This window comes from Micromonospora acroterricola (genome assembly GCF_003172955.1).
Lineage (GTDB): Bacteria > Actinomycetota > Actinomycetes > Mycobacteriales > Micromonosporaceae > Micromonospora > Micromonospora acroterricola.
The window spans coordinates 1-13,365 of sequence record NZ_QGKR01000141.1; the positions used below are offsets into that span (position 1 = coordinate 1).

Below are 13,365 nucleotides of genomic sequence, written 5' to 3' on the forward strand. Positions count from 1 at the left end.
AGCCCGACCACGGACGGGGGGACCGGCGTGTCGGGGGGTGTGGGCTCGGCCGCCGGGCCGGGCGGCCACCGGAAGCCCGCCGGGCCGCCCGGTTCGTCGGCCGGCACCCGGGGATTGGGCACCGCCCCACCGCCGGCTCCCATCCCGTGAGCGGCCAGAGCCTCATCGCCAGCGATCGTGGGGTCGGCCGCCTCCGGGTCGGCGTATTCCGACGGGTGGTAGCCGGGCTCGACCGGCGCGCCCTCGTGTGGTGGGGTGCGGGCGGCCGGCACCACCGGACTGTCCCGGGTCGTGGGCGGGTCCTCGGCGCAGACGTGGTCGGGGTTGGCCGCCGCGCGAGCCAGCGCCGCGACCTGCACGGCGAGCGGGTCGTCGGCGGCGAGGTGCTGCCGGCACAGCTCGCGGGCCAGCGCCAGGTTGTCGTGCGCCTCGGCGAACTGCCCGCAGTCGCGCTGCATCGCGCCGAGCCGGGCCAGCATCTTGATGCCGCTGGGATGCCCGTCGCCGTACACCTCGCGGTGCAGCTCCCAGGCGTCCTGGAGACGGTCGCGGGCGACCGTGCACTGGCCCCGGGCGTACTCGACGGTGGCCAGGTCGGCGTGCGCGGCGAGCACCCGCAGCGACTCGGGGCCGTCCTGCGCGGTCAGCTCGATGATGACTTCCTCGTAGAGCCGGGCGGCCCGGGAGTGGCTGCCGACGCGGTGCAGCACGGCGGCGAGGGTCGCCGCGGCGGCCACCGTGCGTGGGTCGGAGCGACCGTGCAACCGGGTGGTGGCCGCGTACGCGTAGGCGGCCCATCCCCGGGCGGAGTGCGGCTCGCCGAGGGCGACCAGCACCCGCGCCTGGAGGCTGGCCGCCTCGGCCAGCTCGGTGGTGGCGTTGGCCGGACGGGGGTCGGCGTCGGTCAGCGCGTCGGAGAGCAACCGCTGCGCGCCGGCCAGGTCGCCGGCGGACACGAGGTGGTGCGCCTGATCAGTCAGTTCGCCGAAGCCGGAGGGCACGCCCCATCGTGCTCATCCGACGACGGTAAGTACAAGACCCGCGCCGGTGTCGATCGGTCAGGATCCGGTCAGGTGCTCGGTCAGCGTCTCGCTGATCCGGCGCAGCTGGTCGACCTGGGCCGGGCTCAGCGCGTCGAACAGGTGCCGGCGTACGCCCTCGACGTGGCCGGGCGCGGCGGCGGCGAGGGCGGCGAAGCCCGCGTCGGTGAGCGACGCGATCTGCCCGCGCCGGTCGGTGGGGTGCTCCTCGCGGCGCACCCAGCCGGCCGCCTCCAGCCGGGCCACGGCGTGCGAGAGCCGGCTGCGCGACGAGCCGGCGGCCTCGGCCAGGTCGCTCATCCGCAGCCGGCGGTCGGGAGCCTCGGAGAGCCGGACCAGGATCTCGTAGTAGGCGTGCGGCATGCCCGCGTCCCGTTGCAGCTCGCGGTCGAGCGTGTCCATCAGTGCCCGGGAGGCGGTGAGGAACGCGCGCCAGGTGCGCTGCTCGTCGGAATCCAGCCAGCGGGTCATGACGGCCATCATACCCGGTTTGGTTGAGCGTTCAACTAAACCGCGCTAGCCTGGGTTCATGGGTATCCACCGGCTCAACCACGCGGTCCTCTACGTCAGTGACCTTGCCCGCAGCGTCGCCTTCTACCGCGACGTGCTGGGCTTCCGCCCGGTGGCGATGACCCCGGACGGCTTCCGGGGCGCCACCTTCCTCCAGGCTCCGGACTCGACGAACGACCACGACCTCGGCCTGTTCGAGATCGGCGCCGGCGCCGGGCGGTCGACCGCCGGTCGGGCCACCGTGGGGCTCTACCACCTGGCGTGGGAGGTCGACACCCTCGACGAGCTGGCCGCCACCGCCGAGCGGCTCTCCGCCGCCGGCGCGCTGGTCGGCACCTCCGACCACGGCACGACCAAGAGCCTCTACGGGCAGGACCCGGACGGCCTGGAGTTCGAGGTGGTCTGGCTGGTCCCGGCCGACCGGCTCGACGACGCCGCGCTGGCTGCGCGCAAGCGGATCGGCCGGCTCGACCTGGCCGCCGAGCGGCAGCGCTACGGCGGGCAGACCCGGGGCGGGGTGGGGATCTCCGTCCCGGCCTGAGCGGCCATAGGGTAGAACGGACCGATGTCGACCGACCGGACCACCGATTTCCTCCGCGAGCTGCTGGTCCGCCAGTTGACGACCTGGCTGCCCGCGGCCCTGCACCGCTCCCGCCGGGCCACGATCGCCCTGGCGTGGGCCGGTGTCGACGGGGGTGGCCCGGAGGCCGCGCTGCGGGTGGTGGCGGCGCACGCCGACCAGGTGCGTGGCCGACGGGTGACCGTGCTGGTGCTGGCCGGCGGCGCCGCCGACCTGCCCGCCCGGCTCGGCCCGGTCGAGGCGGAGCTGCCCGCCGAGGTCACCCTGCACCTGCTGCCCGGCGCCCCGGACCGGCTGCCGGTCGCGGTGAAGGCGGCCGGCGCGGCCGGCGCGCCGCTGTTCTGCTTCGCGGACCTGCCCGGAGCGGTCACCCCGGAGCTGGTCACCGCCGCAACCAACGGCCGCACGGGCGAGGTGCTGCTGCACGTCGGCAGCAGCGCGGGCGCCGCGTTGGCCGCCGCCGGCTTCCCGCTGGTCGCCGAGGTGGCGCCGGTGCTCCCGGACGGGGCGGCGGCCGGCGTGATCGCCTTCGGAAGCCGCTCGGACCGGAGCCTGGAGGCGGTCCGAGACGCGCTCTGGGCGGTCGGCGCGGCCCTCGACGTGGGCTACCGCGACCCGGCCGACCCGGCGGGCGTCCCGATCGGCGTAAGCGCCGACCCCGACCCCGAACCGTTGGCCCGTGAGCTGCTGGCCGAGCTGCGCCGCAGTGGGCCGCGCCCGGTCACCGACCTGCGCCGGCACACCCTCACCGCGACCGTCTACCGCGCCTCCGACGCTGTCCGGGCGCTCACCGACCTGGTCGACGCCGGCGACGTGCGCCGTGAACGCGAGGCCGGCCGACTGGCCGGGGACGAGGTCATCACCGCGACGCGCTGAGCGCGCGCTGGCGGGTGCCCGGCCCACGGAAGCCGAGCGGGGTGCCGGTGAATCACCGGCACCCCGCTCGACTCCCGGGACGCTACGACCGGGACTTGTCCTGCTTCCAGGACAGCGGACCCGGCAGGTCGACCCGGTGCGCTTTGGCCTTCGAGTTCCAGGACCAACGCCCGATCTTGATGCTCCACGAGGAGAAGCCGTTCTCGGTGAAGTTCAGGATGATCGGACCGATCTTCTTGCGCTTGCGAAACATGAGGCCCATCAGAGGACTCCCCTCGTCACCGTTCCCTGCCGTGTCGAGATCGAACATGCCCGAACCGGCGAATTCCGAAACCCACTCGACGTCCGGTCTGGACGGTGGGTCGGCGCGAGCGGTAATTCCTATTCAGCAGATAGGTGTTGCGCGGCGGTAAACGCTGCTGGTGGCGGCTCGTAACATAGTCAGAGACACGAATCTCACCTTCTGGAAGAGCGTTGACCGGGCGATCCCGCCGCCGGCAGCATGGGGTCATGTCGCAGCGGGACGAGCTCTTCCTCACCGCTCGCGTGCACGTCGACCTGGTCCGGCACGCGAGCGCGCTCTGTTGAGCTGACCGGTCCACCCGGTTCGGCTCCATCGCCGCACTCTCACCGCCCGTCCGCTCATCGCGGAGCGGCGTGCCTCCGCGCCCCTCGCCGGGCGTCCTGCACCCCCATCGTGGACAGACCAGGAGTCTCCCCATGTCCCCACCCCGTCGTGCCGTCCTGCGTACCCTCGCCACCGTCACCGCGCTGGCCCTGCTGACCGGCGCCGCCGGCTGCGGCGGCGACGCCCAGGCCGGCGCCGGGCAGGCCACCGAGCTGCGCTACCAGGGCTCGGTCGGCCAGGTCACCCTCCCCGAACTCGCCGCCGACCTCGGCTACCTCGGCGACGTCCGCCTCAACTGGATCGGCAACGTCACCGGTGGCCCGCAGGACATCCAGGCCACCGCCACCGGGCAGAGCGACTTCGGCGGCGCGTTCAACGGCGCCATCGTCAAGCTCGCCGCCGCCAACGCCCCGATCACCGCCGTCGTCAGCTACTACGGCTCCGACGCCCAGTCCTTCCAGGGCTACTACGTGCTCGACGACAGCCCGATCCGCGGCCCCCGGGACCTGATCGGCAGGAAGGTCGGCATGAACACCCTGGGCGCCCACGCCGAGGCGGTGCTCAAGACCTGGCTCGCCCGCGGCGGGCTCACCCCCGCCGAGATCAGGCAGGTCGAGCTGGTCGCCCTGCCTCCCCTGAACGCCGAGCAGTCGCTGCGACAGAAGCAGATCGACGTCGCGGTCCTCGGCGGGGTGATCCGCGACAAGGCGGTCGCCGGCGGCGGCGTCCGCACCGTCTTCACCGACCACGAGCTGCTCGGCGCGTTCAGCGCCGGCACCTACGTCTTCCGCGACGACTTCATCAAACGCAACCCGGAGACCGTCCGGGCGTTCGTGACCGGGGTCGGCAAGGCCATCGAGTGGGCGCGCACCCAGCCCCGGGAGACCGTGGTCGCCCGGATGCGGGACATCATCGCCAAGCGCGGTCGCAACGAGGACCCGTCGCTGGTCGCGTACTGGAAGAGCAGCGGCGTCGCCGGTCGGGGCGGCGTGATCGGCGAGCAGGAGTTCGGCACCTGGATCGACTGGCTCGCCGCCGAGGGCGAGCTCAGGGGCGACCGGCCGAAGCCCGCCGACATCTACACCAACCGCTTCAACCCCTTCGTGGACGGGGGCGGCGCGTGAGTACCGACAAGATCCTCTTCGACCGGGTGAGCAAGACCTTCCCGGTCCGGGCCACCCGGCGTGGCGCCGCCGGCGCGGTCACCGCGCTGCACGAGGTGACCCTCGGGGTACGCCCCGGCGAGTTCCTGGTCGTCGTCGGGCCGAGCGACTGCGGCAAGTCCACCCTGCTCGACCTGCTCGGCGGGCTCACCGAGCCGACCGGCGGGCAGGTGCTCGTCGACGGCCGGCCGGTGACCGGCCCCGGCCTGGACCGGGGCATCGTCTTCCAGCAGTACGCGCTGCTGCCCTGGCGCACCGCCGCCGGCAACGTCGCGTTCGGGCTGGAGGCCAAGCGGGTGCCCCGAGCCGAGCGCGCCGACCTGATCGACCACCACCTGGACCTGGTGGGCCTGCGCGGCTTCGCCGACCGCTACCCGCACGAGCTGTCCGGCGGGATGAAGCAGCGGGTCGCCATCGCCCGCAGCCTCGCGTACGACCCGGACGTGCTGCTGATGGACGAGCCGTTCGCCGCGCTGGACGCGCAGACCCGCGACTCGTTGCAGGACGAGCTGGTGCGGATCTGGGCCCGCACCGGCAAGACCATCGTGTTCATCACCCACGGCATCGACGAGGCCGTGCACCTGGGCCAGCGGGTGGCGGTGCTGACGTCCCGGCCCGGACGGATCAAGGAGGTCATCGACATCGACCTCGGCGACCGGGACGCCGTCGAGGACGTCCGCTCCACCGACGCGTTCCGCCACCACCGGCACCGGATCTGGACGCTGCTGCGTGACGAGGTGCGCGCCGCCCAGGCCGCCGAAGGCGCCGCCGGCAGCCGCACCGCCCACACCGGAGGAGCCGGTGGTCGTACCCCCGTCGTGGCCGGAGCCGACGCGCGGCGCGCGGCGCCGGCAGCGGCCCACACCGAGGAGGCTCGCGTTGGTTGACATCGCCGAACGTCCCACCCGGCTGGCGGCCCCGCCCGCCGTGCCCGGCGCGGCGGCCGACCCCGCCGCACCCCGGCTGACCGCCCGGCTGTTCGCCGTCGGCGGGAGGGTGCTGCACCGCACCGTCGCGATCGCCGCGCTGGCCGCGATCTGGGAGGGCGCACCCCGGCTCGGGCTGGTGGGCCGGGTCTTCCTGCCTCCGCTGTCGGAGGTGCTGGTGGCCTGGTGGGAGCTGCTGCGCAGCGGTCAGCTCGCCGAGCACGTCGGTGCGAGCCTCACCCGGTCGCTGGCCGGGCTCGGCCTGGCCGTGCTCACCGCCATCCCGCTCGGGCTGCTGATCGGCTGGTACCGGCCGCTCGCCGAGCTGCTCAGCCCGCTGCTGGAGGTGTTCCGCAACACCGCCGCGCTGGCCCTGCTGCCGGTCTTCGTGCTCATCCTCGGCCTGGGGGAGACCTCCAAGATCGCCCTGGTGCTGTACGCGTGCTCCTGGCCGATCCTGCTCAACACCATCGCCGGGGTGAAGGGAGTCGACCCGCTGCTGATCCGTTCGGCCCGCTCGATGGGGCTCAACCACCTGCGGCTGTTCCAGAAGGTGATCCTGCCGGCCGCGGTGCCGACGATCTTCACCGGAGTGCGGCTGGCCGGGGCGTACTCGATCCTGGTGCTGGTCGCGGCCGAGATGGTCGGCGCGAAGGCCGGCCTCGGCTACCTCATCAACTACGCGCAGTACAACTTCGCGATCCCCGACATGTACTCCGGGATCATCACGATCTCCGCCATCGGCCTGGTCGTCAACCAGCTCCTCGTCGCCCTCGAACGCCGCTTCTCCACCTGGCGCGTCGACGTCTCCGCCGGATAGGACAGACACCAATGACCCGTACCCTGCACCTCAACGCGTTCCTGATGGGCGTCGGCCACCACGAGGCCGCCTGGCGGCACCCCCGCACCGACCCGCGCCGGGTCACCGACGTACGGCACTTCCAGGAGCTGGCCCGCATCGCCGAGCGCGGCACCCTCGACTCGCTCTTCCTCGCCGACGGGCTCTCGGTCGGGCCGAACCCCCGACACAACATCCAGGCCGTCTTCGAGCCGCTGACCCTGCTCGCCTCGCTGGCCGCGGTGACCGAGCACATCGGTCTCATCGCGACCGTCTCCACCACTTACAACGAGCCGTTCCACACCGCCCGCAAATTCGCGTCCCTGGACCACCTCAGCGGCGGCCGGGCCGGCTGGAACATCGTCACCTCCGCCCAGGAGCGGGAGGCGGTCAACTTCAACCGGGACAGCCACCCCGCGCACGCCGACCGGTACCGGCGGGCCGCCGAGTTCGTCGACGTGGCGATCAAGCTCTGGGACAGCTGGGAGGACGACGCGCTGGTCTTCGACACCACGACCGGGGTGTTCGCCGACACCGACCGGGTGCACGAGGTGGCGCACCGCGGGCCGGAGTTCCAGGTCCGCGGCCCGCTGAACATCCCCCGTGGGCCACAGGGCCGGCCGCTGCTGGTGCAGGCCGGCTCGTCGCCGGACGGCATCGCCTTCGCCGCCCGGTACGCCGAGGCGGTCTTCACCGCCCAGCAGACGCTCGCCGACGGCCAGGGCTTCTACACCGAGCTGAAGAGGCAGGTCACCGCCGTCGGCCGTGACCCCGACCTGGTGAAGATCCTGCCCGGCATCGCGCCGGTGCTCGGCGGCACCGAAGCCGAGGCGCGGGCCCTCGCCGACGAGCTGGAGGAGCTGATCGTCCCCGACTACGCCCTCGCCCAGCTCTCCGGGATGCTCGGCATCGACCTGACCGGCCTGCCGCTGGACGGGCCGCTGCCGGAGCTGCCGGACGCCGGCACCGTGCAGGCCCACCAGAGCCGCTACCAACTCGTCACCGAGCTGGCCCGCCGTGAACGGCTCACCATCCGGCAGTTGATCGGCCGGCTCGGCGGCGGCCGGGGCCACCGGGTGGTCGCCGGCACCCCGGAGCAGATCGCCGACCAGATCGAGCTGTGGTTCACCCGGGGCGCCGCCGACGGCTTCAACATCATGCCGCCGCACCTGCCCGGCGGGCTGGCCGACTTCGTCGACCACGTGGTGCCGCTGCTGCGCGCCCGCGGGCTGTTCCGCACCGAGTACACCGGGCGGACCCTGCGCGAGCACTACGGCCTGCCCCGACCGGCCAGCACGTACGCGGCGCCGACGCTGGTGCCGGCGTGACCACCGTGGAGCGTTCCCCCACGGAGGCGGCCGGACTGCTACCGGTGGATCCGGACCTGTTCCGCGCGCTGCTGCGCCGGCAGGCAACCAGCGTCACCGTGGTCACCGCGGTGGCCCGGGGCACCGATCCGGCCTGCCTCGGCGGGGTCGGCGCGCCGATCCGGGCCGGGTTCACCGCCACCTCGTTCACGTCGGTGTCGCTGGACCCACCGCTGGTGTCGTTCTGCCTCGGGGTGGCCTCGTCGAGCTGGCCGGTCCTGGCCCGCGCCGAGCACGTCGCGGTGCACCTGCTGGCCGCCGGGCAGCGGGAGGCGGCGAGGGTCTTCGCCACCAGCGGCATCGACCGGTTCGCCGCGTACCCGGACTGGACGCCGGGCCCCTTCGGGGTGCCGCTGCTGACCGGAGTGCTGGCCCGGCTGCTCTGCCGCGTGGTGCACCGGGTGCCGGCCGGCGACCACACGCTGGTCATCGCCGAGCCGTTGGCGCTGGGCGACGGCGGCGACGGTGAGCCGCTGGTGCACCACAAGGGCGGGTACACCACGCCGGTGCCGGCGTGAGCGAGCGCAGCGAGCGAACCATGGGGCACAGCAGCGTGGCGCCTCGCGCCGGCATGCAGCGAAGCGGAGTGCCGGCGTGAGCGCACCCGCCGCGCCGGACCTGCTCGCGTTGGACCGGGTCGCCCAGGACCTGCTGTTCCGGGCGGCCCGCACGGCCAACACGTTCACCGACGAGCCGGTCACCGACGCCCAGGTCACCGCGATCCACGACCTGATCCGGTACGCGCCCACCGCGTACAACGGCCAGCCGCTGCGGGTGCTGCTGCTCCGCTCCGCGGCGGCCCGCGCCCGGCTGCTGCCGTACGTCTCGTCGGGCAACCGGGCCAAGACGGCGAGCGCCCCGCTGGTGGCGGTGCTCGCCGCCGACGTGGACTTCCACGAGCGGCTGCCGGAGCTGTTTCCGCACCGCCCGCAGGCCCGCGACTGGCTGACCGACCGGGCGGCGCGGGCCGAGCAGGCCCGGTTCAACGCGACCCTCCAGATCGGCTACCTGCTGGTGGGCGTACGCGCGGCGGGGCTGGCCGCCGGCCCGATGGCCGGGTTCGACGCCGCCGGCGTGACCGGGGAGTTCTTTCCGGACGGGCGGCACGAGGCGCTGCTGTTGCTGAACCTGGGCCACCCCGGCCCCGACGCCTGGCGGGAGCGGCTGCCCCGGCTCAGCACCCCGGAGGTGGTGCGGACCCTGTGACCACGCGCCGGCTCGGCGCGGCGCCGGCTCAGCGGGGTTCCTGAGTCAGCGGGGTTCCCACGCGTCGGGCAGGGCGGTGAGCTTGCGGACGTGGGCGGGCAACCGGCCGCTGACGATCTCGGCGAGGCTCACCTCGTCGACCACCCGCCGGACTGCGGCGCGGACCGCCACCCAGAGGCCGGGCAGGTTCTCCGCCGCACCCTCGTACCGGGTCTCCTCCGGGCGCAGGCCGCGTACCCCGGCGAGGGGTCCTTCCACGGCGCGCAGCACCGCGCCGACGGTCACCTCGCGTGGCGGGCGGGCGAGGGTGTAGCCACCCTCGGCGCCGCGTTGGGCGCGGACGATGCCGGCCCGGCGCAGATCGGCCAGCACCGCCTCCAGGAACTTGCGGGGCATGTCCTGCTCCGCGGCGATGGCCTGGGTGGACAGCAGCGAAGGGTACGCGGTGGCGAGGCTCAGCGCCGCCCGTACCGCGTAGTCGCCGCGCGCGGAGATCTGCACCCTGCCATCATGCCCGGCCCGCGCTCCCACCTGGTCCGGCGGGCTGTCCGGGTCGCGTCGCGTGACCGCCGTTGGTCGGTTCGCCGGGGCCGCCGGCGCGGAACCGGCCGGCATTCGCGCCCGACGTCTCGGTCGGCGGGCGGGGCCGGACCACCCGGGCGGCCGCCGGCTGGTCGCGGGCGGCCCGGAACGCGCCGGGGCTGAGCCCGAGCTCCCGGGTGAAGAAGCGGCCGAAGTTGGTGGGCTCGGAGAAGCCGAGCTGACGGCCGATCCGGGCGATCGGCTCGTCGGTGGCGGCCAGCAGCCGGCCGGCCTGCAAGGCGACCCGCTCGTCGATGACCTGCTTGGCGCTGCGCCCCGTCACGGCCAGGCAGGCACGGGTCAGGGTCCGCACCGAGCAGCCGAGGGCGGCCGCGTAGTCCTCCACCCGCCGGGTGTGCTGGTAACCGTGCTCCACCTCCCGGCAGAACCGGCGGAACGTCTCCGCCTCCGGGCGGGCCGCCGACCGGTCCGAGTCGGGCAGGGCCAGCCGCAGCAGCAGCACGGCGAGCTGGTGGCGGAGCAGGGCACGGCCGGCGGGGGTGTCCCGGTGCCGCTGACAGTCCACCGCCAGCTGGCTCACCTCACTGATCACCGCGTCCTCGTCCTCACCGGCCAGCTGCCTCCAGGTGGGCGGCGCGTCCGGGTCGACGTCGAGGCCCAGCAGCGCCTCGGAAGCCCAGCCGACCACGGTGGCGTCGAACTGCGGGCCGGCGCAGCGCAGCACCTGGCCGGCGCGGACCCGCAGCAGCGTGCCGGGCCGGCACGGCAGCCGGTGGAAGTCCAGCTCGGCGTCGCCGTGCCCTCGGGTGGTGAGGATGAGCAGCTCCCGCTCGACGAACACCGGTCGGCGCCAGCCCCGGTCGCGGGCCAGGTCGGCGAGCGCGAACGTGACTATCTCGTCGGGGACGGGTGGCGCCGTTCCGATCGTTGCCGCAGGGAGGGGACCGGTAGAGAGCATCGCCTGCGACCGTAGCCCGAACCGCAGGTCACCGCATCCCGACCGACGGTGCTCGTGTGCGGGGGATCGCGTACCCCATGGGCTTGTCGTGATCCCGGCGGCCGGGCTACGTTACCCGGCGGTAGCGCCGTCCGGTCGTCGGGCCGCCCGGCGCAGCGCCGGCCGCCCGCCGGACCGGCGGACCCGCCGACTCGCGATGGGATGGGCATGACGCAGCTGTTCTCGGTCGAAGGCAAGACGGTCCTGGTCACCGGCGGGTCGAGGGGGATCGGCCTGATGATCGCCCAGGGCTTCGTCCGGGCCGGCGCACGCGTGATCATCTCGTCCCGCAAGGCGGACGTCTGCGAGGCGGTCGCCAAGGACCTCTCCGCCGAGGGCCGCTGCGAGGCGATCCCCGCCGACCTGGGCGCGGACGCGGGCGCCGAGTCGCTGGCCGCCGCCGTCCAGGAGCGCTTCCCCCGCCTCGACGTGCTGGTCAACAACGCCGGCGCGACCTGGGGCGCGCCGCTGGAGAACTACCCGGAGGCCGCGTTCGACAAGCTCTGGGCGGTCAACGTCAAGGCCGTCTTCCGGCTCACCACCGCGCTGCTGCCGGCGCTGCGCGCCGCCGCCACCGCCGACGACCCCGCCCGCGTGATCAACATCGGGTCGATCGACGGCATTCGGGTGCCCTGGATGGAGGTGTACGCGTACTCGGCCACCAAGGCCGCCGTGCACATGCTCACCCGCAGCCTGGCCCACCAGCTGGCCGGCGAGCGGATCACCGTCAACGCGATCGCCCCCGGCCCGTTCGAGAGCAAGATGATGGCGTTCGCGCTGAACGACCCGACGAGCCGGGCCAGCATCGAGCAGCAGGTGCCGCTGGGCCGCATCGGGCGCCCCGAGGACATGGCCGGCACGGCCATCTACCTGTCCTCGCGGGCCGGCGCGTACCTCACCGGCGCGGTCATCCCGGTCGACGGCGGCATCACCACGCACGGCTGAGCACCGGCCGACCCGGGGCGCGCGTGTCCGCGTACCCCCGGGTGTGCCGGGGCCGCGCGGACTCGGCAGATCCGCGCGGCCCCGATACTGGCCGGTGTTGCCCGGTCGGGCGGTGGTCAGCGACCGGCGAGCAGCCGGTTCACCGCCGTGTCGACGTCCAGGTGCTCGGCCTCCCGGCCGCGCGGGACGACGACGTAGGTCCGTCGAAGGAAACGCACCAGGACGCTGCGCGGCACCTCGAAGAGGGCGTTGCCGTCCGGTGACGACAGGGCCAGCGCGACGAAGTCGCCGCGCGGGGTGGCCCAGGGCCAGACCCGCACATCCCCGATGCCGGCTGGCTCGTCCAGGCCGGTGACCAGCAGTTCGCGGGCGAAGGACCAGCTCACCGCCTCGCCACCGGCAGATTCGGCATGAAACAGGACATGGACCGCATACGGGTCAGCAGGGTCGTAACGCAGACTGGCACGCACCGGCAAAGCGGTGGCGTCAGGCGCGACGAGCCTTAGCGACGTCTCGACCTCTACGGTCGTCGGTCGGATGACACTCATGGACGTTCTCCCCCCGGCACCGCTGCGGAACGCGCGTGTCCCGCTTTTCCCATACTCAGGTGCTACTCCTGGCTACGCTCCGCCATACGCTGACTTCACCCAGTGGTGGGAAGGGGGACGGAAAGGCCGCGTGAATGTGAGCATTCATGTAGGATTTCCGGTTCTGCCCAGTGCGTGATCCCGCCCGGCATCGGGTGGTTCAGTCGTCGACTTACTCCGGTAACGTCCAGTCGGCCGTTGCAGTGACGGGCCCGAGCGACACTGGGGGGTGAAATGGTTACGAAGCGATCCTCAGTGGATCCGGCAACGACGTCCGGCCCGCCGAACGTCGGGGTCCGAACAGCCGAAAAGCGGGGGTACGCAGTGCCAACGGAGCAGCCCGAACGGCCCGGTCGACCGACGACGGACGCCGATCGCCCCAACGCCGGTGACGCCGGCCGTGCCGGCGGCGTTCTCGTCGTGGCCGACCCGCCGCGGCGCCCCCGCTGGCGGGAGCGCGTCACCACCACCCTCGACCTGATCCGGGCCAACCCCACCGGCCGGATCACCCTCAAGATCTTCATCGCGATCGCCGGCGCGCTCGTCGTGACCATCGGCATCGCCCTCATCCCGCTGCCCGGGCCGGGTTGGCTGCTCGTCATCGCCGGGCTCGGCATCTGGGCCGTCGAGTACCACTGGGCCCGCCGGCTGCTCGGCTTCACCCGCCGGCACGTCCACGGCTGGACGCAGTGGGTGAGACGGCAGTCACTGCCCGTGCGAGTCGTGCTCGGCTCCGTCGGCGTGGTCTTCGTGGGCGTGGTGGTCTGGCTGTCGCTCAAGTTCAGCCTCGGCATCGACGTGGTCGCCGAGGCGATGCGGTACCTCGCGACGCACTGACCCCGGATTTCCGGTCTGGTTCCACGATCGGGTAGAGTCAGGGGCGCTGAGGGCGATTAGCTCAGTGGGAGAGCGCTTCGTTCACACCGAAGAGGTCGCTGGTTCGATACCAGCATCGCCCACTCTCAGTTCGTGCAGGTCAGTAGCCCGTTGCCGGCGTAGTCGGTAACGGGCTACGCCGTATGCGCGGCTTACATTGGGAGCAGATTGGGAGCAGCGCGGCTGGCTCTGGGTTCGGACCGGCATGGACCCGCCCGGTTGCGTGACCTGATTTGCAGCCCCGAGTGGGGACTGCTGGCTAGTTGAGGAGCTGGTCCTACCG

Annotated in this window: 17 protein-coding genes and 1 tRNA gene; 12 read left to right on the forward strand and 6 right to left on the reverse strand. The window is 73.3% G+C overall.

What is annotated here, in order from left to right:
• The coding region (locus DKT68_RS06640; RefSeq protein WP_236646750.1) for a tetratricopeptide repeat protein at positions 1-1,001 on the reverse strand (1,001 nt) is incomplete at its 3' end.
• A gap of 57 nt (positions 1,002-1,058) precedes the next feature.
• Positions 1,059-1,520, reverse strand: coding sequence for a MarR family winged helix-turn-helix transcriptional regulator (locus DKT68_RS06645; RefSeq protein WP_109816570.1), 462 nt, complete (start codon positions 1,518-1,520; stop codon positions 1,059-1,061).
• A 49-nt stretch (positions 1,521-1,569) separates the two neighbouring features.
• Here DKT68_RS06645 and DKT68_RS06650 point away from each other — a divergent pair, with 49 nt between their 5' ends.
• Both DKT68_RS06650 and DKT68_RS06655 read left to right on the forward strand, forming a co-directional pair.
• On the forward strand, positions 1,570-2,091 hold the full coding sequence (locus DKT68_RS06650) for a VOC family protein (protein ID WP_109816540.1): 522 nt from the start codon (positions 1,570-1,572) through the stop codon (positions 2,089-2,091).
• Positions 2,092-2,115: 24 nt separating this feature from the next.
• A complete protein-coding gene (locus tag DKT68_RS06655; RefSeq protein ID WP_109816541.1) occupies positions 2,116-3,006 on the forward strand; it encodes a hypothetical protein in 891 nt (296 codons plus the stop codon).
• An 82-nt stretch (positions 3,007-3,088) separates the two neighbouring features.
• Here the strand turns inward: DKT68_RS06655 and DKT68_RS06660 are convergent, their stop codons facing one another.
• On the reverse strand, positions 3,089-3,268 hold the full coding sequence (locus DKT68_RS06660) for a DUF4236 domain-containing protein (protein WP_109816542.1): 180 nt from the start codon (positions 3,266-3,268) through the stop codon (positions 3,089-3,091).
• Positions 3,269-3,516: 248 nt separating this feature from the next.
• On the opposite strand from DKT68_RS06660, the gene DKT68_RS32625 reads away from it, so the two are divergent.
• The 7 genes from DKT68_RS32625 (at position 3,517) to DKT68_RS06690 (ending at position 9,134) form a co-directional block, all read left to right on the forward strand.
• Positions 3,517-3,594: a putative leader peptide gene (locus tag DKT68_RS32625; protein WP_354993610.1), complete on the forward strand. Its 78-nt coding sequence runs from the start codon at positions 3,517-3,519 to the stop codon at positions 3,592-3,594.
• Between the two features lie 132 nt (positions 3,595-3,726).
• On the forward strand, positions 3,727-4,758 hold the full coding sequence (locus DKT68_RS06665) for an ABC transporter substrate-binding protein (RefSeq protein WP_109816543.1): 1,032 nt from the start codon (positions 3,727-3,729) through the stop codon (positions 4,756-4,758).
• Complete coding sequence (locus DKT68_RS06670) at positions 4,755-5,684, forward strand: ABC transporter ATP-binding protein (RefSeq protein WP_109816544.1); 930 nt, start codon at positions 4,755-4,757, stop codon at positions 5,682-5,684. The genes DKT68_RS06665 and DKT68_RS06670 overlap by 4 nt, the downstream gene beginning before the upstream one ends.
• Positions 5,677-6,543: an ABC transporter permease gene (locus tag DKT68_RS06675; RefSeq protein ID WP_109816545.1), complete on the forward strand. Its 867-nt coding sequence runs from the start codon at positions 5,677-5,679 to the stop codon at positions 6,541-6,543. The genes DKT68_RS06670 and DKT68_RS06675 overlap by 8 nt, the downstream gene beginning before the upstream one ends.
• Positions 6,544-6,554: 11 nt before the next feature.
• On the forward strand, positions 6,555-7,889 hold the full coding sequence (locus DKT68_RS06680) for an LLM class flavin-dependent oxidoreductase (protein WP_109816546.1): 1,335 nt from the start codon (positions 6,555-6,557) through the stop codon (positions 7,887-7,889).
• Complete coding sequence (locus DKT68_RS06685) at positions 7,886-8,446, forward strand: flavin reductase family protein (RefSeq protein ID WP_109816547.1); 561 nt, start codon at positions 7,886-7,888, stop codon at positions 8,444-8,446. The genes DKT68_RS06680 and DKT68_RS06685 overlap by 4 nt, the downstream gene beginning before the upstream one ends.
• Positions 8,447-8,522: 76 nt before the next feature.
• Positions 8,523-9,134 carry a malonic semialdehyde reductase gene (locus DKT68_RS06690; RefSeq protein ID WP_109816548.1) on the forward strand — a complete coding sequence of 204 codons (612 nt, stop codon included), beginning with the start codon at positions 8,523-8,525 and terminating at the stop codon, positions 9,132-9,134.
• Between the two features lie 45 nt (positions 9,135-9,179).
• On the opposite strand, the gene DKT68_RS06695 is transcribed toward DKT68_RS06690, so the two are convergent.
• Both DKT68_RS06695 and DKT68_RS06700 read right to left on the reverse strand, forming a co-directional pair.
• Positions 9,180-9,635: an RrF2 family transcriptional regulator gene (locus DKT68_RS06695; RefSeq protein ID WP_007457237.1), complete on the reverse strand. Its 456-nt coding sequence runs from the start codon at positions 9,633-9,635 to the stop codon at positions 9,180-9,182.
• Between the two features lie 7 nt (positions 9,636-9,642).
• On the reverse strand, positions 9,643-10,635 hold the full coding sequence (locus tag DKT68_RS06700) for a helix-turn-helix domain-containing protein (RefSeq protein WP_109816549.1): 993 nt from the start codon (positions 10,633-10,635) through the stop codon (positions 9,643-9,645).
• 207 nt (positions 10,636-10,842) lie between these two features.
• Between DKT68_RS06700 and DKT68_RS06705 the strand changes: the two genes are divergently transcribed.
• Complete coding sequence (locus tag DKT68_RS06705) at positions 10,843-11,619, forward strand: glucose 1-dehydrogenase (protein WP_109816571.1); 777 nt, start codon at positions 10,843-10,845, stop codon at positions 11,617-11,619.
• 116 nt (positions 11,620-11,735) lie between these two features.
• Here the strand turns inward: DKT68_RS06705 and DKT68_RS06710 are convergent, their stop codons facing one another.
• Positions 11,736-12,167 carry an SsgA family sporulation/cell division regulator gene (locus tag DKT68_RS06710; protein WP_007457244.1) on the reverse strand — a complete coding sequence of 144 codons (432 nt, stop codon included), beginning with the start codon at positions 12,165-12,167 and terminating at the stop codon, positions 11,736-11,738.
• A 294-nt stretch (positions 12,168-12,461) separates the two neighbouring features.
• Here DKT68_RS06710 and DKT68_RS06715 point away from each other — a divergent pair, with 294 nt between their 5' ends.
• Both DKT68_RS06715 and DKT68_RS06720 read left to right on the forward strand, forming a co-directional pair.
• On the forward strand, positions 12,462-13,043 hold the full coding sequence (locus DKT68_RS06715; protein ID WP_407940697.1) for a TIGR02611 family protein: 582 nt from the start codon (positions 12,462-12,464) through the stop codon (positions 13,041-13,043).
• 50 nt (positions 13,044-13,093) lie between these two features.
• Positions 13,094-13,165 (forward strand) — tRNA-Val (locus DKT68_RS06720).
• Positions 13,166-13,365 lie beyond the last annotated feature (200 nt).

Bases quoted from the DNA above. Each gene is read 5' to 3' on its own strand.
- DKT68_RS06645 (WP_109816570.1), bottom strand. From the start codon at position 1,520: ATGGCCGTCATGACCCGCTGGCTGGATTCCGACGAGCAGCGCACCTGG.
- DKT68_RS06660 (WP_109816542.1), bottom strand. From the start codon at position 3,268: ATGGGCCTCATGTTTCGCAAGCGCAAGAAGATCGGTCCGATCATCCTG.
- DKT68_RS32625 (WP_354993610.1), top strand. From the start codon at position 3,517: ATGTCGCAGCGGGACGAGCTCTTCCTCACCGCTCGCGTGCACGTCGAC.
- DKT68_RS06650 (WP_109816540.1), top strand. From the start codon at position 1,570: ATGGGTATCCACCGGCTCAACCACGCGGTCCTCTACGTCAGTGACCTT.
- DKT68_RS06710 (WP_007457244.1), bottom strand. From the start codon at position 12,167: ATGAGTGTCATCCGACCGACGACCGTAGAGGTCGAGACGTCGCTAAGG.
- DKT68_RS06680 (WP_109816546.1), top strand. From the start codon at position 6,555: ATGACCCGTACCCTGCACCTCAACGCGTTCCTGATGGGCGTCGGCCAC.
- DKT68_RS06705 (WP_109816571.1), top strand. From the start codon at position 10,843: ATGACGCAGCTGTTCTCGGTCGAAGGCAAGACGGTCCTGGTCACCGGC.
- DKT68_RS06665 (WP_109816543.1), top strand. From the start codon at position 3,727: ATGTCCCCACCCCGTCGTGCCGTCCTGCGTACCCTCGCCACCGTCACC.
- DKT68_RS06655 (WP_109816541.1), top strand. From the start codon at position 2,116: ATGTCGACCGACCGGACCACCGATTTCCTCCGCGAGCTGCTGGTCCGC.
- DKT68_RS06700 (WP_109816549.1), bottom strand. From the start codon at position 10,635: ATGCTCTCTACCGGTCCCCTCCCTGCGGCAACGATCGGAACGGCGCCA.